17 protein-coding genes are annotated in these 24,609 nt (G+C 72.2%); 5 read left to right on the forward strand and 12 right to left on the reverse strand.

Annotation, left to right across the window (positions count from 1 at the left end; all coding sequences use genetic code 11):
* Positions 1 to 38: 38 nt before the first annotated feature.
* From ACZ4XJ_RS20200 to ACZ4XJ_RS20210, 3 genes are all read right to left on the reverse strand, one after another.
* Positions 39 to 1,487, reverse strand: coding sequence for a peptidoglycan DD-metalloendopeptidase family protein (locus tag ACZ4XJ_RS20200; RefSeq protein ID WP_468496919.1), 1,449 nt, complete (start codon positions 1,485 to 1,487; stop codon positions 39 to 41).
* 51 nt (positions 1,488 to 1,538) lie between these two features.
* Complete coding sequence (locus ACZ4XJ_RS20205; protein WP_468496920.1) at positions 1,539 to 2,834, reverse strand: transglycosylase family protein; 1,296 nt, start codon at positions 2,832 to 2,834, stop codon at positions 1,539 to 1,541.
* Between the two features lie 384 nt (positions 2,835 to 3,218).
* Complete coding sequence (locus tag ACZ4XJ_RS20210; RefSeq protein ID WP_468496921.1) at positions 3,219 to 4,718, reverse strand: hypothetical protein; 1,500 nt, start codon at positions 4,716 to 4,718, stop codon at positions 3,219 to 3,221.
* A gap of 107 nt (positions 4,719 to 4,825) precedes the next feature.
* On the opposite strand from ACZ4XJ_RS20210, the gene ACZ4XJ_RS20215 reads away from it, so the two are divergent.
* Positions 4,826 to 5,365 (forward strand): WcaF family extracellular polysaccharide biosynthesis acetyltransferase, encoded by a 540-nt coding sequence (locus ACZ4XJ_RS20215; RefSeq protein WP_362876888.1) that lies wholly within the window; start codon positions 4,826 to 4,828, stop codon positions 5,363 to 5,365.
* On the forward strand, positions 5,362 to 6,480 hold the full coding sequence (locus ACZ4XJ_RS20220; RefSeq protein ID WP_468496922.1) for a glycosyltransferase: 1,119 nt from the start codon (positions 5,362 to 5,364) through the stop codon (positions 6,478 to 6,480). Before ACZ4XJ_RS20215 ends, ACZ4XJ_RS20220 begins: the two co-directional genes overlap by 4 nt.
* Before the next feature lie 120 nt (positions 6,481 to 6,600).
* Here ACZ4XJ_RS20220 and ACZ4XJ_RS20225 read toward each other — a convergent pair whose 3' ends face one another.
* The 4 genes from ACZ4XJ_RS20225 to gmd form a co-directional block, all read right to left on the reverse strand.
* The gene (locus tag ACZ4XJ_RS20225) at positions 6,601 to 6,819 is read right to left on the reverse strand and encodes a DUF6458 family protein (RefSeq protein WP_362876890.1); all 219 of its coding nucleotides are present in this window, start codon (positions 6,817 to 6,819) and stop codon (positions 6,601 to 6,603) included.
* A 290-nt stretch (positions 6,820 to 7,109) separates the two neighbouring features.
* The gene (locus ACZ4XJ_RS20230; protein ID WP_362876891.1) at positions 7,110 to 7,805 is read right to left on the reverse strand and encodes a hypothetical protein; all 696 of its coding nucleotides are present in this window, start codon (positions 7,803 to 7,805) and stop codon (positions 7,110 to 7,112) included.
* An 85-nt stretch (positions 7,806 to 7,890) separates the two neighbouring features.
* Positions 7,891 to 10,668 (reverse strand): CBM96 family carbohydrate-binding protein, encoded by a 2,778-nt coding sequence (locus tag ACZ4XJ_RS20235; protein WP_468496923.1) that lies wholly within the window; start codon positions 10,666 to 10,668, stop codon positions 7,891 to 7,893.
* Positions 10,669 to 10,912: 244 nt separating this feature from the next.
* Positions 10,913 to 11,926: a GDP-mannose 4,6-dehydratase gene (gene gmd / locus ACZ4XJ_RS20240; protein ID WP_362876893.1), complete on the reverse strand. Its 1,014-nt coding sequence runs from the start codon at positions 11,924 to 11,926 to the stop codon at positions 10,913 to 10,915.
* A gap of 290 nt (positions 11,927 to 12,216) precedes the next feature.
* Here gmd and ACZ4XJ_RS20245 point away from each other — a divergent pair, with 290 nt between their 5' ends.
* On the forward strand, positions 12,217 to 13,161 hold the full coding sequence (locus tag ACZ4XJ_RS20245) for a GDP-L-fucose synthase family protein (RefSeq protein ID WP_362876894.1): 945 nt from the start codon (positions 12,217 to 12,219) through the stop codon (positions 13,159 to 13,161).
* 14 nt (positions 13,162 to 13,175) lie between these two features.
* On the opposite strand, the gene ACZ4XJ_RS20250 is transcribed toward ACZ4XJ_RS20245, so the two are convergent.
* On the reverse strand, positions 13,176 to 14,663 hold the full coding sequence (locus ACZ4XJ_RS20250) for a sugar transferase (protein ID WP_362876895.1): 1,488 nt from the start codon (positions 14,661 to 14,663) through the stop codon (positions 13,176 to 13,178).
* Positions 14,664 to 15,045: 382 nt separating this feature from the next.
* Between ACZ4XJ_RS20250 and ACZ4XJ_RS20255 the strand changes: the two genes are divergently transcribed.
* The gene (locus tag ACZ4XJ_RS20255) at positions 15,046 to 17,313 is read left to right on the forward strand and encodes a M4 family metallopeptidase (RefSeq protein WP_362876896.1); all 2,268 of its coding nucleotides are present in this window, start codon (positions 15,046 to 15,048) and stop codon (positions 17,311 to 17,313) included.
* A gap of 479 nt (positions 17,314 to 17,792) precedes the next feature.
* Positions 17,793 to 19,250, forward strand: coding sequence for a nitronate monooxygenase (locus ACZ4XJ_RS20260; protein ID WP_468496924.1), 1,458 nt, complete (start codon positions 17,793 to 17,795; stop codon positions 19,248 to 19,250).
* A 118-nt stretch (positions 19,251 to 19,368) separates the two neighbouring features.
* On the opposite strand, the gene ACZ4XJ_RS20265 is transcribed toward ACZ4XJ_RS20260, so the two are convergent.
* From ACZ4XJ_RS20265 to ACZ4XJ_RS20280, 4 genes are all read right to left on the reverse strand, one after another.
* A complete protein-coding gene (locus tag ACZ4XJ_RS20265; protein ID WP_362876898.1) occupies positions 19,369 to 19,818 on the reverse strand; it encodes a hypothetical protein in 450 nt (149 codons plus the stop codon).
* A gap of 237 nt (positions 19,819 to 20,055) precedes the next feature.
* Complete coding sequence (gene glgP, locus ACZ4XJ_RS20270) at positions 20,056 to 22,692, reverse strand: alpha-glucan family phosphorylase (protein WP_362876899.1); 2,637 nt, start codon at positions 22,690 to 22,692, stop codon at positions 20,056 to 20,058.
* A gap of 120 nt (positions 22,693 to 22,812) precedes the next feature.
* Entirely contained in the window at positions 22,813 to 23,682 is an 870-nt protein-coding gene (locus ACZ4XJ_RS20275; RefSeq protein WP_362876900.1) for a hypothetical protein, read from the reverse strand.
* 197 nt (positions 23,683 to 23,879) lie between these two features.
* Positions 23,880 to 24,416, reverse strand: coding sequence for a GNAT family N-acetyltransferase (locus ACZ4XJ_RS20280; RefSeq protein ID WP_362876901.1), 537 nt, complete (start codon positions 24,414 to 24,416; stop codon positions 23,880 to 23,882).
* Between the last annotated feature and the right edge of the window lie 193 nt (positions 24,417 to 24,609).

Here is a 24,609-nt window from a genome sequence, read left to right on the forward strand (position 1 = left end):
AAGAAGTCGGGTGAGGGGGAGGAGCGGCCCGTGCCGGGTCAGTTGTAGGTGCCGGTGATCGAGACGCCGGTACGGGTGCCCGTGACGCCGGTCAGGTCGACGGAGCCGACGCCGGTCCAGTTGCCGCTGACCTGACGGACCGTGTGCAGGACCCGCCCGTCCGCGGCCACGAACGCCACCTGGAGCTCGTCGTTGACGGCGGCCGCCGCGACATCGGTGACCGTCACTCCGGACACCACCGAGGAGAGGGAGTTGAACACCCACTCACCGCTGAAGAAGCGAGCACCGTGGTACTGCTTCGCACCGTTCTCGGCCGTCAGAATGAGCTGGAGGTCATTGCCCGTACCGGCGATCGCGACGTCCGCGATGGCGGCCGGAGCACCCTCCGCGGACACGTCACCCCAACCCAGCCACGTTCCGTTCGCCAACCGCGCCGTGTGGTGCAGGACCCCGTCGGCCACCGCCACGAGCTGCACGTCCGAGCCCGTACGGGCCATCGCCACCTTCGTCACCGGCTTGTCACCCGCCGGGTTACCCACCGCCGCCAGCGGAGTCCAGTTGCCGTCCGCCCGGCGCACCGTGTGGTGCACCTTCCCGTCCGCCACCACCGCCACCTGCAGCTCCGCACCCACCGAAGCGGCCGCCACCTGCGTCACGTTCGCCAACTGACCGGCCGCCGCGTTCACGTCACCGAAGCCTCCCCACGAACCGTCGGCGAAGCGGACGGTGTGGTAGAGCTTGCCCTCGTTGCTGACGGCGACCAGATGGGTGTCCCCGTCGATGCCGGCCTCGGCGGTGGTCCGCACGCCCGAGGGGACGTCGCCGCCCTCGTTCTGGACGTTCCCGAATTTCGACCAGGTCCCGTTCGGGTTGCGGACGCCGTGGAACAGCCCCCCGCCCGCCTCCACCGCGAACTGGGCCCGCCACTGGCGGGTCGGCGCGGGTGGCGTCTCCACTTCGCCGCAGTTCTTGCTGCTGAGCGTCGAACCCATGCTGAACGGGACGCCGTTGAAGACGGATTGCTTGACCGTCCCCTGGTACTGCTGCTCGTAGTGCAGGTGGGCCCCGGTGGAGTTGCCGGTGTTGCCGACGATGCCGATCTTCTGGCCTCGGGTGACGCGCTGTCCGACGGTGACGTCGTGGTCGTTCAGGTGGGCGTACAGCGTCTTGGAGCCGCCGCCGTGGTCGATGACCACGTACTTGCCGTAGCTGGTGGTGAGGGACTTCACGACGCTGACGGTGCCGTCGGCGCTGGCGAGGACCGGCTGGTTCTCCGTCGAGGAGCCCCGCGTCCAGTCGATGGAGAGGGTGGAGGGGCTGTGGCCGCCGTACGTCTTGCCCAGCCAGGACTGCTGGCAGCTGAAGGGCATCTGGTAGGCGGGGCCCGCCGCGTGCGAGGGCGTGGCCGCGAAGGCGACCAGACCGGAGGCGGCCAGGGCCAGGCCGGTGGCGGAGGTCAGGACGCGGCGGGAGAAGGCGAGAGACATGAGGATTCCTCGAAAGTTCGGGGTGGGGGGCGCGGCGCGGGTCGGCGCGGGTCAGTTGAAGGTGCCGGTGAGGGCGACGCCGTCGCGGGCGGCGGGAACACCGGTCAGGTCGACGGAGCCGACGCCGGTCCAGTTGCCGCTGACCTGACGGACCGTGTGCAGGACCCGCCCGTCCGCGGCCACGAACGCCACCTGGAGCTCGTCGTTGACGGCGGCCGCGGACACGTCCGTCACGGTCACACCGGACACCACCGGGGACAGCGAGTTGAACACCCACTCACCACTGAAGAAGCGAACACCGTGGTACTGCTTCGCACCGTTCTCGACCGTCAGAACCACCTGGAGGTCATTGCCCGTACCGGCGATCGCGACGTCCGCGATGGCGGCCGGAGCACCCTCCGCGGACACGTCACCCCAACCCAGCCACGTTCCGTTCGCCAACCGCGCCGTGTGGTGCAGGACCCCGTCGGCCACCGCCACGAGCTGCACGTCCGAGCCCGTACGGGCCATCGCCACCTTCGTCACCGGCTTGTCACCCGCCGGGTTACCCACCGCCGCCAGCGGAGTCCAGTTGCCGTCCGCCCGGCGCACCGTGTGGTACACCCTCCCGTCCGCCACCACCGCCACCTGAAGCTCCCCACCCACCGAAGCCGCCGCCACCTGCGTCACGTTCGCCAACTCACCGGCCGCCGCGTGGACATCACCGAAGGTGCCCCACGAACCGTTCGCGTTGCGGACGGTGTGGTGGAGCCTGCCCTCGTTGCTGACGGCCAGGACGTGCGTGTCGCCGTTGATGCCGGCTTCCGCGACGGCGCGGACGCCGCCGGGTACCGCGGCCGCCTCGCCCTCGACGTTGCCGAAGCGGGTCCAGGTGCCGTCGGCGAAGCGCGTCGCGTGGTGCAGGCCGTTGCCGGAGTCGACCAGCACCTGCGCCTTCCAGGACTGCGCGGGGGCCGGCGGGGTGGGGGCGTCGGGGTACGGGTTCGCGTGGTCGGTGCCGAGTCCCCTGCTGCGGCCGCAGCTCGGCCAGGCGCCCGGCCCCTGAACGGCCAGGACCTTCTCGGCTATCAGGATCTGCTGCTTCTTGGTGGCCTGGTGTGCGTACGCGGCGTACGCCGTGCCGCCGAAGGCCCGCCAGGTCGACGCGGAGAACTGGAGGCCGCCGTAGTACCCGTTGCCGTTGTTGATGCTCCAGTTGCCCGAGCTCTCGCACTGGGCGACCTTGTCCCAGGTCGCCACGCTGGCCGCCGAGGCCGAGGTGGTGCCCAGCGGGAGTGCGACGGACGCGCCGATGGCGACGGTGGCGGTGAGCGAGGCGAGCGCGGTGGTTCGACGGCGAGCAGGCATGGCGGATCCCCCGGGATGATGACGTGGATGTGCTGCGGACGCGCAGTGGAGCGGTGCCCGGGGGTGCGCGTTTTCGGCCGCACCACCCGGTGTTTCCCCGGCCCCTGCGGGCCGTTGACACGATCATGTCCGCTGGTCGGAGGCCGATCCAGGGGTTCCGGCCGGCCGAAAGCGGCCCCGGCCTGAAGCGTCCGCCGGGGCTGGAACCAGCCATCGGGGAGGCGTCACCGACGTCGGCTCCCGGACATGCCGAAGCTCCGCTCGCGGGCGACGGGCGAGCGGAGCGGGGTGAGCGGAGGGGACGTCCAAGGCGAGCGGAGCCGGCCGTGCGGAGCCGGCAGGCGGGCCCTGCGGAGGGATGCCCCGGCGGCAACCCCGCGCGCGTCAGCGCAGGGTGGTGGCCCCGTCCTGACGGTACGTCGCCACCAGCGCGAGGCACAGCGCGGCGATGGCGACCCGGCCCGAGGCCTGGAGCAGCGGGCCGCGCAGCAGGATGAAGGAGTAACCGGCGACGAGCGGGACGACGACGGAGATCAGGCTGCCCGGGGGTGAGCGGCGGGTGGCGCGCTTGGCGTAGCGGCGGTCCACGCGGGCGGCTGCGTACCCCATGCCGAGCAGTCCGGCGCCCATGCCGAGCGGGCCGAAGTCGATCCACAGCTCCGCCCAGATCGGGGAGGAGAGGTTGGTGTTGACGGTGCCCATCCAGGTACCGACCATCACGCCCGTGTCGCGCGGCTTGCCCGGCCACATCGAGCGCGGCACGGCGAAGAAGATCGATCCGGCGAGCTGGCGGCCGTAGAAGTGGCCGGGCCCGGAGTTGGAGTAGGTGATGGTGTTGGCGAACATGCCGATCTGGTCGTAGTCCTTGAGCGCCATCGGCTCCAGGAACGACGTCGTCTCGACCGGCTTGTAGTTCTTCTCGTCGTAGCGGAAGCGGTCCGCGAACGGGAACACCAGGAGGGCGATCACCACGGCCATCGACAGGGCCACCCGGTACATCGCGGCGCTCACCGGGAAGACGGTGAACAGCAACGCGAACATGACGGTGAGGAACCAGTACCGCGGGTTGGAGATCGGGTTGTTGACGATCAGGTTCAGCCCGGCGAGCGCGGCCCAGGTCACGATGACCGACACCTTGCGGCGGGCGAACTTCGAGGTGATGAGCCAGCGCGTGTACAGCAGCAGCGCGAGCAGCGCCGGCACGGTGCCGAAGCCGCGCAGCAGGGCCTGGCCGGCCTGGCCGTCGCCGTTGGATACGCCCGCCTCCTCGATGCCGGCGATGATCTCCTGCCGGCTGGAGAAGAACACGCTCGGGCCGCCCAGCTTCATGATGAAGGCGGCGCTGCACAGGAAGGCGAGGACGGTCAGCAGCTGGAGCCGGCGGCGGTGCGCCATGACCGGCCGCGGTTCCTTCTGGGAGCCGCCCGCGCGGCCGGTGGGCCGGTGGCGGGCCAGCAGCACGCCGACGTCGAAGGCGGTGCAGCCGAGCAGGACGAGGCCGACGGCGACGGTGAGGTCCGAGCGCGGTCCGACGACCGGGGTCGGTACCTGGCCGAGTACGGCCTGGGCGAGGGGGGCCACGCCCATGGCCATGTAGACGAAGAGCCAGAAGGAGCCCTGGAGGAGCTTGCGACGACTGGTGAGGACCATCGCCGAGAGTCGGGCGCCGGCGTACATGGTGAGCAACAGTTGGAGCCAGAAGGCCGCGTCGCGGGCGCCGGCGCCGGACTGGACGGCGACGAAGAACGGCAGGAAGACGGTGAAGCCGAGGGCGAGCGGGACGGACAGCGCGCGGGACAGCAGCGTGCGCGGGGTGGTGACCCTGCCCCACTTCGCCTCGTCCTCGACGGGGGGCCGTGCGGGTGTGACGGTGGGCTTGCGCATGTCCGTAGCCACTCTTGCCCCCACCCCTGTGCGTGATCCGCGCGCAGTCTAGTCTGAGCGGGCTGCGCCCGGGGAGGCGCGTCGGGGTGGACGATGAGGGGCGACTGTTGCGTGATCTTCCTGCCTTCACGCTGGCCGGGTACGACAAGGGGCGCGGGCTGCTGACGCAGGCGCTCTGGTTCGCCGTGATGAACACGGTGTTCATGGCCTGGTGCTGTCCGGCGCGGTGGCGCGTGGCCCTGCTGCGGGCCTTCGGGGCGAAGATCGGCGAGGGCGTTCTGATCCGGCACAAGGTGCGGGTGCTGTGGCCGTGGAAGCTGACCGTCGGGGACCACACCTGGATCGGTGAGGGCGCCTGGTTGCTGAACCTGGAGCCGGTGACCATCGGGGCGAACGTGTGCCTGTCGCAGGAGTCGATGCTGTGCACCGGCTCGCACGACCACCGGGCCGCCGACTTCCGCTACCGCAACGCCCCGATCACCGTCGAGGACGGCGCGTGGGTGGCCGTACGGGCGACCGTGCTGGCCGGGGTGACCGTGGGCCGCTGCGCGGTCGCGGGCGCGGGCGCCGTCGTGCACGAGGACCTGCCGGAACTGACCCTGCAGACCCAGGACGGCCGGCGCCGTCCGGTCGAGGAGCCGAAGTGAGAGTTCTGCACGCCGTCACCCTGCACTCTCCCTCGCACGCCTTCGGCGGGCCGGTCCGGGTCGCGCTGAACCTCGCCAAGGGGCTGCGGGCCCGGGGCCACGAGGCCCGGCTGCTCGCGCTCGGCGAGGGTTTCCCCGAGCCGTGGCCCACCGACGTGGAGGGCGTTCCGGCCAAACTGTTCCCGGCCCGACGGATCCTCCCCCTCGGCTTCAGCGGGATGACCTCGCCGGCCCTGCTGGCGTCGGCGGGCCGGCTGGTCCGGGAGGCCGACGTGGTGCACGTGCACCTGGCGCGGGACCTGGTGACCCTGCCGGTCGCGCTGGCCGCACTGCGCGCCGGCAAGCCGCTGGTGCTCCAGACCCACGGCATGGTCGACCCGAGCGGTAAGGCGCTGGCGAAGGTGCTGGACGCGGTGGCGGTACGCCGCCTGCTGCGCGGCGCCGACGCGGTGCTGTACCTGACCCCGCACGAACGGGAGGGCCTGGACGCGGTGGTCGGATCGCCGCTGGAGCGGGCCGTACGGCTGGTCAACGGCACCCCGGCGCAGGCGGAGCGGCCCGCCCCGCAGGGCCCGCCGCGGATCCTGTACTCGGCACGGCTCCAGGCCCGCAAGCGGCCGGTGGACTTCGTGGACGCCGCCCCGGCGGTGCTGGCCGTCCACCCGGACGCGCGGTTCGTGGTGGCGGGCCCCGACGAGGGCGAACTCGCGGCCGTCCGCGCCCGGATCGAGGCGCTCGGCCTGGGCGAGCGGTTCACCGTGCCGGGGGCGCTGTCGAGCGCCGAGGTGCTCGCCGAGCTGCGCCGGGCGCACGTGTACGTCCTGCCGTCGGTGGACGAGCCGTTCCCGATGTCGGTGCTGGAGGCCCTCGCGGTGGGCGTGCCCCCGGTGGTGACCCACTCCAACGGTCTGGCCCGCGACGTCGCGGCGGCCGACGCGGGCCGCGCCGTGGACCCGGGGCCGGAGGGCGTGGCCCGCGCGGTCCTGAACCTCCTGGACCCGGAGACCAACCGCAAGGCCTCCCTCGCGTCCCGCGAACTCGCCGCCGCCTCCTTCTCGATGGACGCGGTCCTGAACACCCTCCTGCCGGTGTACGAGGGCGCACTCCACCCCTGAGCCCCGGGGCCCCCTCGGTACGGTGGGGGCCGCGCGGCTCGAAGGGGCCCCCGGGACGGCCGCATCGCGGCCGGTCGGGGGCGTGGGTCGGTGGGCGCCGTGGGGGCGCCGGGGGGCGGTCTAGAGGGGGTCCCGGTGGTGGTTGTCGACCACCGGGAAGGCCGCCATGGCGCGGCGGCGCTTGAGGACGCTCGCGTAGACGGCGAGGCCGACGCAGCCGGCCGCCATCATGATGAGGCCGACGAGGTCGAGGTTGACGCTCTCCAGCTCCCAGTCGCTCGCGAAGGTGAGGATGGCCCCCACCACGATCAGGGCGATGCAACCGCCGATGCCCCGCATAGGATTCGCCTCCGCTGTGTCGTGTGACCGCGCGGGTACCCCGAACGCGGGCACGAAAACGCCGTCGCTGCCCGGGTGTTGTGGCTGCGACGGCGTTTCGTGGTGGTGCGGGAGGCCAGGACCGTACGGACTGGTGCTGTGGCCGGAAAGGTTTGCCGGGTCGCGGTGTTCGGTGCGGTGCGTCGCAAGGCGGCGGGCCGCGGCTCGTACTGGACGTACTTCCGTGGTCCGACAAAGCGGCGAGGTGCCGTGCCGGGCGCCGCGACCGGTGGACCCTTCCGGTCACAGCACTAGGCGGGGATCCAGGCGTAGCAGCCCGTGGAGTTGAACGTGGCGGTGCCGCCGGGGATCGTGGCCGTGATCCTGTCGCCCGCCTTGGGCGGGGTCTCGGGGCCGGAGGCCAGGATCGAGCCGTCCTTGCCCTTCGCCTCCCAGGTGCAGGCGACGTTCTGGGTCAGCGCCCGGTAGGTGCCCGCCGCGGGCGCGTTGCGGGATCCGTCGCCGAAGCCCTTCTCCGCGGCGGCCAGGATCGGCTTCTGCTCCGGGCACAGGTGCGTGATCGCGTCCTTCGCCCCGGTGATCTCACCGGAGATGATGGCCCCGGTCGCCGCGTCCTTGTCCCGCTTCGCGGTGCGCTCCACGCGCTGGCAGGACTCCTCACCGGTCTGCAGGACGGCCGCCGGGTCCATCTTCGCGGGGACCCGGCCGCTGAGGTACTTCTTCTCGTTGTCCTTGAAGCTGCCCGTCTTCGGGGTGAGCTTCGGGTCCGGCACGACCGGGCCCGTCGGCTTGGCGTCGGGCGCCACCGACGCGGCCGGCGCGGAGGGCGTCGGTGAGGCGTCGGCCGGGTCGGGGACCGGGGAGGCGGCCGGCGGCTTCGGCTTGACCGCCGCCTCGGCGTCGGCCTTGCCGTCGCCCGAGGAGCAGGCGGTCAGCGTCAGGGCGGCGGCCAGCAGAACAGCAGCCGCTGCGGAGCGTCGGTACATCAGGTGGCTCCCGTACTCACTGGGTACTCGGGGTGGAGAGGCGTACGGGGCCCGGTGGTGACCGGGCCCCGTACGCGCTCGGCGGTTACTTCGGGCCGAAGGTGAGGATCAGCTGCGGGGCGGCGTCCGCGGCCGTCGACTCCGAGGACCAGAGCCACATCGGGTCGGTGCCCGTGCTCGTCAGGCCCAGGCTGGAGCTGGTGCCGAGCACCGCGGAGACCGCGGCGGTGTCCAGTTCGACGCTCTGGATGGCCGAGCCGTCCGGCACGCCCGCGATGCTGCCGAGCGGGGTGGTGCCGAGGGTGGGCTTGGTGTTGAACGTCGTGCCCGCGCCGCTCCAGGTGCCGGTGACCGGGACCACGGACACGGTGTCGGCGGTGCCGGCACCCGCCTGCGAGCTGGTCTTGAACTGGAGCGAGGCGGCCTTCAGGACCTGCCCGGACGGTGCGGCCGGGAGGGTGAAGCGCAGGTACGTCTCGTACGCCGAGGTGCCGCGCACCGCGAGCGAGGTGGACGTGCCGTAGGCGGCGTTCGGGGCGCCCTGGTTGATGTAGGTGTCCTCGGCCGCGACGACCTTGGAGACCGTGTCGGTGGGCGCCTTGGCCAGGTCGTAGTGGCTCTTGACCTGTGCCTGGGTGAGCACCGTCGGGTAGACGGCCGTCTCGTCGATCTGTCCGGCGAAGTAGTTGCTCGTCGGGCGGGTCGGCCAGCTTCCGAGGTTGTCACCGCCGACGTGCCAGTAACCGGCGTACGGGGTGAAGTTCGTGGCGCTGTTCGTGCCCTTGTTCTGACCGTCGACGTACAGGGTCATGCCGCCGGGGCCCTGCGTACCGACGACGTGGTGCCACTTGTTGTCGTTGTACGAGTCGAACAGACCGGTGGAGATGGTGCGGGTCGACCCGTTGTAGACGCCGAAGATCAGACGTCCGGTGTTGGTCATGTAGAGGTGCTTGTCGTACGAGCCGCTGCTGCTGGTCGTGTCGTTGCCGAAACCGATCAGCTTGCCACCGCGCGTGGTGTTCGTCTTGAACCACGTCTCGATGGTGTAGGTGGAGCCGACCGACTGGCGGTGGTCGCTGTACACCTGCTGGCTGGTGCCGTTGAAGCCCATCGCCGTGCTGGAGCCGGAGACGGCGCCGGGGCTCTGGCGCAGCGTCGGGGCGTTCACCTGGATGCCGCTGGTGTTGCCACCGTTGGAGGAGTCGGCGACGTACGGGCTGACGGTGTCGTCGTAGCGCCAGTACAGCTGGGCGCCGTCGCTGCGGACCTTGTCCGGGTACGCCTGGACCGAGGTCGGGATCGTCACGGAGACGTTCGCCGACAGGGCGCTGGTGTTGCCGGCGGCGTCGGTGGCGGTGACGCGGTAGGTGTAGGCCTGGCCGGCCTTGACCGTCGTGTCGTTCCAGGAGGCCTGCGGGCGCTCGAACTCCAGGGAGTCGGCGTTGACCGTGGCGATCGGGGTGCCCGAGCCGTTCCGGTAGATCCGGTAGGTCAGCTTGCTGTCGTCCTGGTCGTAGCTGGTGCGCCAGCGGACCTGGGCCTCACCGGGCTTGACGCTGGCGGCGCTGGCGACCGGGGTGGTCGGCGCGCCGACGTCGCCGGTGGAGGCGAAGCGGGTCAGGCCCTGCTGCGGCTCGCCGTTGATGAGCGTGAACTCACCGCCGACCCACATGTACTTGACGTCGCCCTTCTGCGCGACGGACATGACGCGCGGGCCGATGCCCTCGCCGATGCCGTCGTTGGCGTTGGGGTGCCAGCCGAGCTTGCGCGGGCCGCGGACGAAGCCGTCCACCGGCGCGGGGGCGACGCCTTCGTGGTTGGTCCGCTGGGCCAGCAGGAAGTTCCGCTTGCCGTCGGGGAACTCCAGCTCGGTGGAGCAGTCGTGTGCGTGCGAGGAGCTGTAGAGGACTCCGTCGTACGGCAGGACGTACTGGGTCGCGCCGAGGCAGCGGTCGCGCCACTTCTCGCTGAAGTCGAGGTTCAGACCGATGCGGCCGTCGAAGACGCCACCGCCGGAACCCTCGTTGCCCGTGTAGTAGCCCGTCTCGTCGGCCGAGATGTCCTTGACGACCGAGTTGGACGGGATGTTGCCGTACGTCTTGGTGACCGCGCCCGTGGTGGCGTTGACGACGGCCAGCGCGTGCGAGTTCGCGTTGTTGACCGAGAAGAAGTCGCCGCCGAGCAGGACGTTCTTGCCGTCGTTGCTGATCTCGATGGCGCGGCCCGGCTCGTCGGCGTTGGCGACGAAGGGCTTCAGCGCACCGGAGGAGGCGTCGACCGCGGCGAACCGCTCGCGGGTCTGGCCCTCGACGGTGTTGAAGTCGCCGCCCGCGTACAGCGTGTCGTCCGTGACGGCGAGCGCGCGCACGGTGGCGGGGAAGCTCGGGTGGAACGATGCCTTGGGGGTGCAGGTCTCGATGTCGATCGCCGCGACGCTGGAGACCGGGGTGCCGTTGACGGCGCCGAAGTAGCCGCCCGCGTACAGGGTCTTCTTGTCCTTCGAGACGACCAGGGCCCGCACGGTGGCGGTGCCCTCGCCGACCGTGAAGGCCAGCTTGCAGGAGGTCGGGTTGCCCGTGGCGGCGTCCAGCGCCACGAAGTTCACAGCTTCCTGCTCGGTGCCGCTACCGGCTCCCACCGGCGGGCTGACCGCCGAGAAGGTGCCGCCGGCGAAAACGGTTCCGTTCGCCTGGTCCATCGCAAAGACGATGCCGTTCGGCTGCCAGGTGGGCAGTTCGTCGGCCGTGAATGCCACCGGCGGCGTGATGGCCGACGCCTCGGGCATCAGCACCAGGCCGATGCCGGCGCCGGCGCCGGCCAGTGACAGGACGAGGGCAGCAGTCAGCCCTCTGGATCTACGCATGAGCCCCCCAGGGCAAAAGCCCGGTTTGATGGCTGAAATTATCCGAACAGCCATATGTACTGGCGCAGACTAGGGCTCACGCGAGGGCCCGGTCACCTCACTTGACCCATTGCATACCAACTTGGAATCAACAAGGTTCACGAGGAGGGTGCACTTCGGACATACGGCAGGTTTGCCCCGGTCAGGCCGCGAAATGGCGCGGCAATGACCGGGACACGGCAAATCGTAGGGGCAATATAAGCCCTCAGCGGTCGATGCGGACCGTCGCGCCCGCCAGCTGGTCCTCGACCTGACGGATATCGGCGTCCACCATGATCCGGGCCAATTCGGGCACCAGGACCGACGGCTTCCAGCCGAGGATCTCCCGCGCCTTGGAGGCGTCGCCGATGAGGGCGTCGACCTCGCTGGGGCGCTCGTACTTGGAGTCGTAGCGCACGTGCTCGTTCCAGTCGAGGCCGGCGTGCGTGAAGGAGGACTCGACGAACTCGCGGACGGTGGCGGCGACTCCGGTGGCCACCACGTAGTCGGTCGGCTCGTCCTCCTGGAGCATCCGCCACATCGCGTCGACGTACTCGGGGGCGTAGCCCCAGTCGCGGACGGCGTCGAGGTTGCCCAGGTAGAGGTGGTCCTGGAGACCGGCCTTGATGCGGGCGACGGCGCGGGTGATCTTGCGGGTCACGAAGGTCTCGCCGCGGCGCGGGGACTCGTGGTTGAAGAGGATCCCGTTGACCGCGAACATGTCGTACGCCTCGCGGTAGTTCACGGTGGTCCAGTAAGCGAAGACCTTCGCGGCGCCGTACGGGCTGCGCGGGTGGAACGGGGTCCCCTCGTTCTGCGGCGGCGGGGTCGCGCCGAACATCTCCGAGGACGAGGCCTGGTAGATCCGGGTGTCCACGCCGCTGGCCCGGATGGCCTCCAGCAGGCGCAGCGCGCCGAGCCCGGTCACGTCACCGGTGTACAGGGGGGCGTCGAAGGAGACGCGGACGTGGGACTGCGCGCCGAGGTTGTAGACCTCGTCGGGGCGTATGTCGCGCAGCAGGTTCACCAGGGCGACGCCGTCGGACAGGTCGGCGTGGTGCAGGACGAAGGACCGGTTGGCGGTCTGCGGGTCCTGGTAGACGTGGTCGATCCGCTCCGTGTTGAAGCTGGACGAGCGCCGCACGAGCCCGTGCACCGTGTAGCCCTTGGAGAGCAGCAGCTCTGCGAGGTACGAGCCGTCCTGCCCGGTGACGCCGGTGATCAGCGCGGTCTTGCCCATGGGGTCCCCCTGGTGGTGGTTGCTGTTCGTCGTGGTGAGGCGGTGCCTCGGGATGTGCGCGGGTCGAGCCCCGGCAGGGGGCGCACCGAGCGTTCGGGCCGCGGCCCGGGGCCGGATGGGTACCGTACACGTCCGTTGCGGCGGGCTTTGCGGCGGATTCCGCCCCCGGCCGGTGCGGCGGGCGCCGCCCCCGTGGAGGGGGGCCGCGTACGGGCCCGCGCGTCCGCCGCCGCGCTGCCGGTTGCGGACCGCGGGCGGACGCGCGGCGGCGGACTGGCATCATCGGCGGTATGACAAGTTCGCTGCCGCTCCTGCCCCCGCACGCCCGCGTCTTCGTCGCCGGCCACCGCGGCCTCGTCGGTTCCGCGGTCGTGCGTCGGCTGACCGCCGACGGCCACGAGGTGCTCACCCGGGGCCGGGCCGACCTCGACCTGCGCGACGCCGCGGCGACCGAGGCCCACCTCAGGGACGTACGCCCGGACGCGGTCGTGCTGGCCGCCGCCAAGGTCGGCGGCATCATGGCCAACAGCACCTACCCGGTGCAGTTCCTGGAGGACAACCTCAAGATCCAGCTCAGCGTCATCGCCGGGTCGCACGCGGCCGGCGTCGGACGCCTGCTGTTCCTCGGGTCGTCCTGCATCTACCCGAAGCTGGCCCCGCAGCCGATCAGCGAGGACGCGCTGCTGACCGGTCCGCTGGAGCCCACGAACGAGGCGTACGCCCTGGCCAAGATCGCCGGCATCGTGCAGGTCCAGTCGTACCGCAAGCAGTACGGGGCCTCGTACATCTCGGCCATGCCGACGAACCTCTACGGTCCGGGCGACAACTTCGACCTGGAGACCTCGCACGTCCTGCCCGCGCTGATCCGCCGCTTCCACGAGGCCGCGGCCGAGGGGCGCGAGGAGGTCACGCTGTGGGGATCGGGCACCCCGCGCCGCGAGTTCCTCCACGTCGACGACCTCGCGGCGGCCTGCGCGGTGCTGTTGGAGCGCTACGACGGCGACGAGCCCGTCAACATCGGCTGCGGCGAGGACCTGACGATCAAGGCCCTCGCCGAGACGGTCGCCGAGGTGACCGGCTTCCGGGGCACGCTCGCCTGGGACACCTCGAAGCCCGACGGAACGCCGCGCAAGCTGCTGGACGTCGGCCGCCTCACCTCGCTGGGCTGGAAGCCCGGCATCCCGCTGCGGGACGGCATCGCCGCCACCTACCGCTGGTGGCTCGACCAGAGCTGACTCCACCGCGGCCCTCAGTACGCTCCGCGACCGTCGACGACGGCGCGGAGGGTACGGCCCATCACGTCGACATCGCTGGTGAAGGACCAGTTGTCGACGTACTGGAGATCCAGCTGAATCGTTTCGTCCCAGGACAGGTCGGAGCGTCCGCTGATCTGCCACAGCCCGGTCATCCCGGGCCTCACCGAGAGCCTGCGCAGCTCGACCTCGTCGTACTCCGCCACCTCCTCGGGCAGCGGCGGGCGCGGGCCCACCAGTGACATGCTGCCGGTCAGCACGTTCAGCAGCTGGGGCAGTTCGTCCATGGAGGTGCGGCGCAGCACCCGACCCACCCGGGTCACCCGGGGGTCGCGGCGCATCTTGAACATCAGGCCGTCGTTCTCGTTGGCCCCGGAGAGCTTCGCCTTCAGCTGGTCGGCGTCCACCACCATCGTGCGGAACTTCCACATGACGAAGGGCTCGCCGTCGCGGCCGATGCGGTGCTGGCTGTAGAAGGCGGGGCCGCGCGAGCCCAGCCGGATCGCCAGCACGACGCCGAGGAACATCGGCGACAGCAGGATCAGGCCGACCCCGGCGCCGATGCGGTCCAGCGCCGACTTGAGCAGGGGTTGCACGCCGCGGCGCACGGGTGGCGCGATGCGCAGCACGGCGAGTCCGCCGGCGGACAGGGTTTCCAGCCGCTTGACGGATATCTCGACCAGTCCCGGGAACACCGCGAGTTCGAGGCCCTCGTCGTGCAGGGCCCACGCCACGCGGCGCAGCCGCTCCCCCCCGATCCGCACGCCGGGCGCGACGAGCACGAGGTCGGCCTGGTGGCTGCGGACGGCGCCGAGGACGGCGACGGAGTCGGCGTTCGACGCCTCGGGCATCCCGTCGTCGAGCCGTGCGGCGATGGGCGTTCCGCTGGTCAGGGCCCCGGCGCCGACGGGAACCACGCCGACGACGACGTACGGGTGGTCGGTGCGCGCGGCGAGGTGGGCGATGACGTGCTCGGCCGCCTCGGGCTCCCCGACGACCAGGACCCGGCTGACGGCGTGCGCCTCGCGGCGGGCCGCCGAGAGGTGGCGGTAGGTGAGCTTGTGGCAGGCGACGGTGATGAGCAGCGCCGGCAGCAGCGCCCCGAGGGCCGCCAGTCGGGGGGTGCTCTCGCCCGTCACCACGCGTGCGACGGCCAGGACCCCGATGAGAATCAGCCAGTCATGGAGGACGGGCAGGACGCCGCGGGATTCTCCGAGCACGCGCGAGGTGTAACGGCGCCTCAGCGCCTGCACGCCGGTCCACGCCAGGGCCGCGCCGACGGCGCAATAGACGGGCCGGGCCTGCTGCGCGGCCTCGAACACGAGGCCGACGGGCACGGCGGCGCCGACGAAGTCGGCCGTGACGGCTGCGGGCAGGTACCAGCGGGCCTTGTCACCGAGCCGCCGCGCCGGGGCTTTCGCCGGCCCCTCCGACTCGGAGACTGCTCTGGCCACCCTTTGCGCAGGAAAATGGACATGCCTCATGGGCCCCCCTGGCACGTGGTCTATGACGATGGCGCGTGCCCGCGGCTTCCCCTGGCAACGAGCGACTGTCGCACCGGCAAACAGTACGACAAACACCCGTACGGTAAATGCCGTTTGCGTTAACGCGAGCGCTCGTTGCCCAAGTGTTAGAAACCGGTATCAACCACTCCGCATATGGGACACCCCTTTCGCACGCGAAGGTGAATGGTTCGGATACCGGATACGTATCTTCGGACAACGGACCGTTTCCAGCCAACCTTTTGACGCGGCCCTGACATCACGGCCCACAGATGGCACTCTTCGACCGTTCATCGCACCAGCCCTGATCTGCCCGGAGGCCCTACCCAGCCGTCCGGAACCCCCCTTGCAGAAGGAGTCTGCGTTGAGTCCCACCCCCCAGAGGCGTGCCACCGCGGCCGGAGCGCTCGTCGCCGCGGCAGCACTGCTCGCCGTAGGCATACAGGCCGGCAGTGCCACCGCCGACGCCACCGCGTCGCAGGCCAGTGCGGCAGCCCAGCCCAACCCGGGCGCGGCCAACCTCAAACTCAGCGCTTCGGAGCGTGCGACGCTCCTTGCCGAGGCCAACTCCACCACCGTGCAGGCGGCCAAGGCCCTGGGCCTCGGCTCCGGCGAGAAGCTGGTCGTCCGCGACGTCGTCAAGGACGCGGACGGCACCACGCACACCTCGTACGAGCGGACCTACGACGGTCTGCCCGTGCTCGGTGGTGACCTCACCGTCCATGCCAAGGGCGGTGTCACCAAGGGCGTCACCAAGGCGACCAACCACGAGATCAAGGTCGCGGACACCACCGCCTCGGTCACGCCGGCCGCCGCCGAGAGCCAGGCCGTCTCCGCCGCCAACGCCGAGGGCTCGAAGGAGGCCAAGGCCTCCAAGAACGCCCGCAAGGTGATCTGGGCGGCCGAGGGCGCCCCGGTCCTCGCGTTCGAGACCGTCGTCGGCGGCCTCCAGCACGACGGCACCCCGAACGAACTGCACGTGGTGACCAACGCCAGGACCGGCGCCAAGATCACCGAGTGGCAGGCCGTCGAGACCGGCACCGGCAACACCATGTACAGCGGTCAGGTGACGCTCGGGTCCTCGCAGTCGGGCAGCAACTGGACGCTGACCGACGCCGCCCGCGGCAACCACAAGACGTACAACCTCAACCGCGGCTCGTCGGGCACCGGCACCCTCTTCTCGGGTCCGGACGACGTCTGGGGCAACGGCGCCGCCTCCAACCTGGAGACCGCGGCCGCCGACGCGCACTACGGCGCCCAGGTGACGTGGGACTACTACAAGAACGTCCACGGCCGCAACGGCCTGCGCAACGACGGCATCTCGCCGTACAGCCGGGTCCACTACGGCAACAACTACGTGAACGCGTTCTGGGACGACTCCTGCTTCTGCATGACGTACGGCGACGGTGACGGCAACGCCAAGCCGCTCACCTCCACCGACGTCGCGGCGCACGAGATGACGCACGGCCTCACCTCGGTCACCGGCAACATGACCTACAGCGGTGAGCCCGGCGGCCTGAACGAGGCGACCTCCGACATCTTCGCGGCGGCCGTCGAGTTCTACGCCAACAACCCGCAGGACGTCGGCGACTACCTGGTCGGCGAGAAGATCGACATCCGCGGCAACGGCACCCCGCTGCGTTACATGGACAAGCCGAGCAAGGACGGCTCGTCCAAGGACTCCTGGTACTCGGGTCTGGGCGGCATCGACGTCCACTACTCCTCGGGTCCGGCCAACCACTGGTACTACCTGGCCTCCGAGGGTTCGGGCGCCAAGGTCGTCAACGGCGTCAGCTACGACTCCCCGACCGCCGACGGCCTGCCCGTCACCGCGATCGGCCGTGACGCCGCCTCGAAGATCTGGTTCCGCGCGCTGACGGTCGGCTACTTCAAGTCGAACACGAACTACGCCGCCGCCCGCACCGCCACCCTCCAGGCCGCCGCCGACCTGTACGGCCAGGGCTCGACCACGTACAACAACGTGGCCAACGCCTGGGCCGGCATCGCCGTCGGTGCCCGCATCGCCAACGGCGTGACGGTCACCAACCCCGGCAACCAGAACACCGTCACGGGCAGCGCGGTGAGCCTGCAGATCCAGGCGAACAGCACGAACCCGGGTGCGCTGAGCTACGCGGCGTCCGGCCTGCCGGCCGGTCTGTCGATCAACTCCTCCACCGGCCTGATCTCGGGCACGGCCTCCACGGCGGGCACGTCCAACGTGACCGTCACGGTGACCGACTCGCAGGCCAAGACCGGTACGGCGGCCTTCACCTGGACCGTCGGCACCACGCAGCCGAGCGTGTTCGAGAACACGACCGACTACGCGATCGCGGACAACTCCACGGTCGAGTCGCCGATCACGGTGAACCGTACGGGGAACGCCTCCAGCGCCCTCAAGGTGGACGTCAACATCCTCCACACCTACGTCGGTGACCTGAAGGTCGACCTGGTCGCCCCCGACGGTTCCGTCTACAACCTGCGCAACCGCACCGGCGGCAGCGCGGACAACATCGTCCAGCAGTTCACCGTGAACGCCTCCTCCGAGGTGGCCCAGGGTGTCTGGAAGCTCCGTGTCGCGGACCTCGCGTCCGCCGACGTCGGCAAGATCGACAGCTGGAAACTCACCTTCTGACCCACCGGGTCCTGAGGTGAACCACGGCTGAACCGCAAGATCACGGGGCCGCCCGGGAGCAGACCTCCCCGGGCGGCCCTGTTCCACGTCCGGGCGACGGCGTCGGCGGGGTGCCTCGGCCGACGGGTTGACGGGCGATCACCGGGGCCGTGTCCGCCGGGCGGCCCGTGACGCGCCGGACGGCGGCGGCCGCGTCCGCCCGGCGCTCCCCGGCCCGGCGCCGCCGGCCGCTCCTCGACCAGCGGCGGCAGCGCCTTCACGGCCGGCCCGAGTTCGCCGGCCCCCGGACGGCCGCCCGACGGCGGGCCACCGGGTCCGCGCACGACCCGGGGTGACGGGTCCGCCGGCCCCCGGGACCGGGACCTGCTGCCCCCGGGAGCGGGACCTTCGCCCGCTGCCGGCGGGCCCGGGGGCGGGGGGATGGTGGAGTCCGACGAACCTACGGAACCGTAGGTTCGAGTGATCCGAGGACGTGCGCCATGCCCCAGAGCCCCACGAACGCTCCCCCCGCGCAGCGCCCCTGGCTGATCCAGGGCGGCATGGGCGTCGGCGTCTCCGGCTGGCGGCTCGCCCGTGCGGTGTCCGTGACCGGGCAGTTGGGCGTGGTGTCCGGCACCGCGCTGGACGTCGTACTGGCCCGCGTCCTGCAGACCGGCGACCCGGGCGGTCACGCCCGCCGCGCCCTGGCCGCCTTCCCGTTGCCCGAGCTCGCGCAGATCGCCCTCGACTGCTGGTTCCGTGAGGAGGGCCTGCCCGACGACCGCACCCCGATGCGGACCACCCCGCGCCTGCGCGCGGCCGGCGGGGCCCCGGCGGAGGTCCTCACCGTCCTCGGCAACTTCGTCGAGGTCTGGCTCGCCAAGGAGGGACACGAGGGTGTCATCGGCATCAACTACCTGGAGAAGATCCAGCTGGCCACCGCCCCCGCGATGTTCGGCGCGATCCTGGCAGGCGTCGACCACGTGCTCGTGGGCGCGGGAGTCCCCGGTCAGATCCCGACCCTCGCCACCCGGTTGGCGCGCTGCGAACCCTGCGTGACCCGGGTCTCCGTCGTGGGTCAGGAGGAGCCGCTGGAGCAGCTCTTCGACCCGCGGGCGCTGCTCGCCGGGCACCTGCCCGGCCCGCTGCGCCGCCCGGAGGTGCTGGCCATCGTCTCGCTGCCGGTGCTCGCCGCCTACCTGGCCCGGGACGAGGCCACCCGCCCCGATGGCTTCGTCATCGAGACCAGCCGGGCCGGCGGCCACAGCGCCCCGCCGCGCGGGCCGATGACCCTGGACGCGGCGGGCGAACCCGTCTACGGACCGCGGGACCACCCCGACCTCGCGCGGATGGCCGGGCTCGGGCTGCCGTTCTGGCTCGCGGGCGGCCAGGCCTCCCCGGAGGCGGTGGCCGCGGCCCGGGCGGCCGGCGCCGCCGGGGTGCAGATCGGCAGCGCCTTCGCGCTGTGCGAGGAGTCGGGGATGGCCCGGCACCTGCGCGAGGAACTCCTGGGCCGGGCGCACGCCGGCACCCTGACGGTCCGCAACGATCCGGGGGCCTCCCCCACCGCGTTCCCGTTCAAGGTGGCGCGGCTGCCGGGCACCGTGTCCGAACCGGAGGTGGCCGCCGCCCGGCGCCGGGTCTGCGACCTGGGGTTCCTGCGCACCCCGGTACGGGGGCGGCGCGGGCTGGTGTACCGGTGCGCGGCCGAGCCGGTGGCCGCGTACGTCCGCAAGGGCGGGGATCCCGCGGACGCCGAGGGCAAGCAGTGCCTGTGCAACGGCCTGCTGGCCACCATCGGCCTCGCGCAGCGCCGGCCGGGCGGGCGGACCGAGCCCCCGTTGGTGACGATCGGCAAGGACCTGTCGTTCCTGCCCCGGCTCTCCCCCGACGCCTCCCCTTATACGGCGGCGGACGTGGTCCGATGGCTGGAGCCCGGGGCGCGGCCGGCGACCTAGGGCCCGGGGCATCCGGCGGGTGGACGTGCGCGGGCCCGGCACCCCTGGGGGTGCCGGGCCCTCCTGCCGGTGTGGCGCGCGGTGCGACCCGCGGTCGGTCGGTGGTGCGGAGGGCCGATCAGTACCGGTCGTCCCCGTCCCAGTGGTCGCCGCGGTCGTCGCCGCGGCCGTCGTCGCCGTCGTGGCGGCCGCCGTGGTGGCCGTGCCCGTCGGTCGGCTTGAAGTACACGGAGCGGACGTTCAGGTTCCGTGCCTCGTCGCCCGGCTCCAGCACCTCCTGCGGCTCACCGCCGCAGTTGCGGTCCCCGAAGACCAGCGCGAGGGACCCGGTGTCGTTCACCACCTTGAAGGCCGGGTGGTTGCGCGTGCCCGGCAGCTGGTAGCAGGTGTCGTTGTCGGCCGGTTCGATCGACCGGCTGTGTACGTCGCCCTCCTCATCGGCGTACCGGTAGTACAGCTCGCCGAGCGAGTCGCGGTCGTGCCGGTCGCCGGCCATCGACTGGCCGGCGGTGGGCAGCACGAGCGCGAGGCTCGCGAGCAGCACGGTGGCTGTGGTGCGTAGACGCATGGGGGATCCGTTTCTCGTGGGTCCACGGATGCCTGTCCTGTCGGCATCCGCGGCCAACGTAGGAGCGACCCGCTCTGAAGAAACGTTTCTGCATGCACAACGTGTTCGATGGTTCACCCTCCCGGGGCGGCCCCCCGAGCCACCCGCGTCCGTACGGCCCACCGCCCCGCCCCGCGGCTGCGGGGCGGGGCGGTGGACGGTCCGCACAGGGCGCCACGGCGCCCGCCGGCCCGGGGTTCAGCGCAGCAGGACGCCGCCCGGAGCCTCGGTGTCGACCGGGGCCGCGACCAACCCGAGTTCGGCCGGGGTGGCCAGCAACGGGTGCGAGGGCAGCACCCGGACGGTGTAGCCGAACGGTCCCGTACGGTCGAGGGCGAGCGGGCCCTCGTACACCCACCGCCCCTCCAGGTCGGGCCCGGCGGCGGGCTTGAGCGGGAAGCTCCGGCCGTCCCGGATGACGTCCTGCGCGTCGACCCGGCCCGCGACGGCCTGCACCTCCACGTCCTCGGGCGTGAGCGAGTCGAGCGCCACCCGCACCCGCAGCGTGAGGGTGGCCCCCAGTTCGGCGGTGCCCCCGACGGGCGCCGCGGCGACGGCCTCCACGTGCTCGACGGCCACCCGCGACCAGACCGCCCGGACCCGGCCCTTCCACCAGGCCAGGTCCCGCGCGGCGTCGGCGGTCAGGGCGCGGTGGGAGCGGGCGGCGGGCGTGTAGAGCCGTTCCACGTACTCGCGGACCATCCGCCCCGCGAGCACCTTCGGTCCCAGGGACACCAGGGTGCGCCGGACCATCTCGATCCACCGCACGGGCAGCCCCGTGCGCCCGGTCCGGTCGTAGAACCGGGGCGCGACCCGGTTCTCGATCAGCTCGTAGAGGGCGCCGGCCTCCAGGTCGTCGCGCCGGTCCTCGTCCGTGCCGAGGCCGTCGGCGGTCGGGATGGCCCAGCCGAAGTCGGGCTCGAACCACTCGTCCCACCAGCCGTCCAGGACGGAGAGGTTCAGGCAGCCGTTGAGCGCCGCCTTCATCCCGCTGGTCCCGCAGGCCTCCAGCGGACGCAGCGGGTTGTTCAGCCAGACGTCGCAGCCCGGGTACAGCTTCTGCGCCATCGCCATGCCGTAGTCGGGCAGGAAGACGATGCGGTGGCGCACCCGCGGGTCGTCGGAGAACCGCACCAGCTCCTGCACGAGCCGCTTGCCGCCGTCGTCGGCCGGGTGCGCCTTGCCCGCGACGACGATCTGCACGGGCCGGTCCGGGTCCAGCAGCAGTCGGCGCAGCCGCTCGGGGTCGCGCAGCATCAGCGTGAGCCGCTTGTACGAGGGCACGCGCCGGGCGAAGCCGATGGTCAGCACGTCCGGGTCGAGGACGGAGTCCACCCAGCCCAGTTCCGCGTCCGCGGCCCCGCGCTGCTTCCAGGAGGCGCGCAGGCGGTCCCGTACCTCCTGGACCAGTTGCTCGCGCAGCACCCGGCGCACGTCCCACACGTCCTGGTCGGCGATCTGAGCGACGGCGTCCCAGCGGGCGGAGCCGCCGACGGCGAGGGCGTCCTCGGTGCGCCCGGACCCGATCTGGCGGGCGCCGAGCCGCATGACCTCGGGGGCGACCCAGGTGGGGGCGTGCACCCCGTTGGTCACGGACGCGATGGGTACGTCGACGGGGTCGAAGCCCGGCCAGAGCCCGGCGAACATGCCCCGACTGACGGCCCCGTGGAGGGTGGAGACACCGTTGGCCCGCTGCGCGAGGCGCAGTCCCATGACGGCCATGTTGAACACCCCGGGGTCGCCGCCGGGGTACGACTCCGCGCCGAGTTCCAGGATCCGGTCGACGGGTACGCCGGCCAGTTCGGCGGCCTCGCCGAAGTGCCGGGCGACCAGGGCCCGCTCGAAGCGGTCGATGCCGGCCGGGACGGGGGTGTGGGTGGTGAACACCGTCCCGGCGCGCACGGCTTCGACGGCGGCGTCGAAGCCGAGGCCGCGCTCCCCTTCCAGTTCCCTTATGCGTTCGAGCCCGAGGAAACCGGCGTGTCCCTCGTTGGTGTGGAAGACCTCGGGGTCGGGGTGCCCGGTGATCCGGCAGTACGTGCGCACCGCGCGCACGCCGCCGATCCCCAGCAGCATCTCCTGGAGGAGCCGGTGGTCGCTGCCGCCGCCGTAGAGGCGGTCGGTCACCTCGCGGGCGACGGCGTCGTTGTCCTCGACGTCGGAGTCCAGGAGGAGCAGCGGGACACGGCCGACGCGGGCCTGCCAGACGTGGGCGTGCAGGGATCGGCCGCCGGGCAGGGTGAGCGAGACCCGGGCGGGGGCGCCGTCGTCCTCGCGCAGCAGCGAGACGGGCAGTTCGTTGGGGTCCAGGACCGGATAGTGCTCCTGCTGCCAGCCGTCACGGGACAGGGACTGGCGGAAGTAGCCGTGGCGGTAGAGGAGTCCGACGCCGATGAGGGGCACGCCGAGGTCACTGGCGGCCTTGAGGTGGTCGCCGGCGAGGATGCCGAGGCCACCGGAGTATTGGGGGAGGGCGGCGGTGATGCCGAACTCGGGGGAGAAGTAGGCGATCCCGGCGGGCAGGTCGGCGACGTTCTCCTGGCTCTGGTACCACCTGCCGCCGTGGAGGTAGTCATCGAGGTCGGCGACGGCGACGGCGAGCCGGCGCAGGAACCGCCGGTCGGCGGCGAGTTCCGCGAGTCGGGCCGCGGGCACGGCGCCGAGCAGCCGGACGGGGTCGCCGCCGGCGGCCTGCCAGCCTTCGGGATCGACGGATTGGAAGAGTTCTCGGGTTTCCGTGTGCCAGGACCAGCGCAGGTTGCGCGCGAGTTCGGCGAGCGGCACGAGGGGTTCGGGGAGGACGGGGCGCACGGTGAATCGACGGATAGCCTTCACGTGTTCCACCTTCGCAGGGGATGACGGATCGGAGCGGCCGCACCACGCTGTGCACCCGCGCATCGCCCCCGGAAGGCTAGCGGCGAACCCCGCCCCGGACCATCCCGCCCCTGCGGGGCGTCATCCGTGCGCGGGGCCGGCGGCGGTCAGCAGGGCGTCCAGGCAGGGGCGGAGGGTCGGGGGCACGCTCGCGCGGTCCAGTGCGCGCAGGGCGGCGCGGGCCGACGGTGGCAGGAAGCGGACGAGTTGCAGCAGGGCCCCCAGTTCGGTCTCCAGCGCGGAGGGGTCCGGTTCGTGCGCGGCGGCGCGGGCCAGGGCGGCGCACAGCAGGGCGCCGGTCTCGGGGTCCCAGGAGTCGGGCCAGTCCGCGGCCCCGGCGGCGGCCAGTTCCCGCACCCGCGGATCGGGGGCCCGCAGCAGGCGTACGTACTCCCGGGCGCGCGGGTCGGCTTCGAGGCGGTCCCACTCCCCCAGCTCCCGCGCGCCGGGGCCCGAGAGCAGCACCCGCGCCGAGGCGCCGGTGCCCAGTCGGTCGGCGGCCCGGCCGTAGGTCTCGATGCGCTCCAGCACCACCCGGGCCCCGAGCGGGGTGCGCAGGCCGAGGCCGGTGCAGGGTATGCCGCGCAGGCAGCGCACGACGGCCCGGGTGCCGGCGCCGACGGGTTCCACGGGGCCGGACACCTGGAGCCGGCCCGCCCGGGCGAGCAGCCTGGCCAGCACCGGGGGCGGGGAGGGCATGACGGCGAGCCGACCGAGGTCGGTGTCGTCGAGGCCGGTCTCCACCGTGGGCAGCGCGGCCAGCTGCGCCGCCAGCGCGCCGGGGTCCTCCTCCTCGCGGGCCGCGCTGACCAGCGCGGCGGCCAGGACCCGTTCCGCTTCGGGCCCCCACAGGGTGTCGGCGGCCTCCCGGGCGGCGGCCTCGCGCAGCCGGGGGTCGGGCGCGCGCAGGCGCCGTACGAGGGGATATTCCTGCTGCTCCATCGGACCCATGCCAGGCATTGTCGCGCCCTGCGGGCCGGGCGGGCACCGGGTGGGCGCACGCCGGCGGAATCCTCCCGTCCGCCCGACCGCGCGCCCTGGTCGGGATCCGGTCGTACGGCCCGTCGGACGGCTCGTCGGACGGCTCGTCGGACGGCTCGTCGGACGGCCCGTGGGGCGGCCGGTGGGGCGGTCCGTCGGGCGGTCCGTCAGGCGTCGGTGGCCAGGCGGGCGTGGAGGTGCTCGTCGTGCCATCCGTCGGCGTGCAGCAGGGCGCCGCGCAGGGTGCCCTCCAGCGGGAAGCCGGCGTTGACCGCGACGGCGCAGGAGGCGGGGTTCGCCACGGAGTGACAGATCCGCAGCCGGTGCAGACGGCACTCCTCGAACGCCCATCGGGATACGACCGTCACGGCCTGTCCGACCGCGCCCCGGCCGCGGCCGGCGGGCAGCAGCCAGTAGAGGAACTCCGCGCTCGCGCCGGACCGATCGATGTCGGCCAAACCGACGAGTCCCACTGCGGCGCCCGCGGTCCCGTCCCCGTCGGGGTGCGCCACCGCCCAGGCGGCGCCCTCGCCCGCCTCCCAGCGTCGCGCCCAGCGCTCGATCCGTTCGACGGCGCCGGCCGGCGTCATCGGCTCGGTCCGGTTCCAATGCCGGATGTCCGGATCCTCGTGCGCCGAGGCCAGGACCTGCGCGTCCGTGGCCCGCCAGGGGCGCAGGACCATGCCGCACGGCAGCGCGAACACCGGTTGCGGCGCCCCTTCCGCACCCCTCGATGGCGGTACTCCCGGGGCTGCCGGGACGGGTGGGACGGAGACCTCGTCGCTGTACATCGCTTTTTCCTCACCGACTTGACGGAGCGTCGGCACCCGGCGATCCGGTCCTTTGTGCGCCACGTGCCACTACGTACGAGTAGTTAACCAACGGCTCGGATTGGAC

The organism is Streptomyces sp. NPDC029836 (assembly GCF_055574495.1).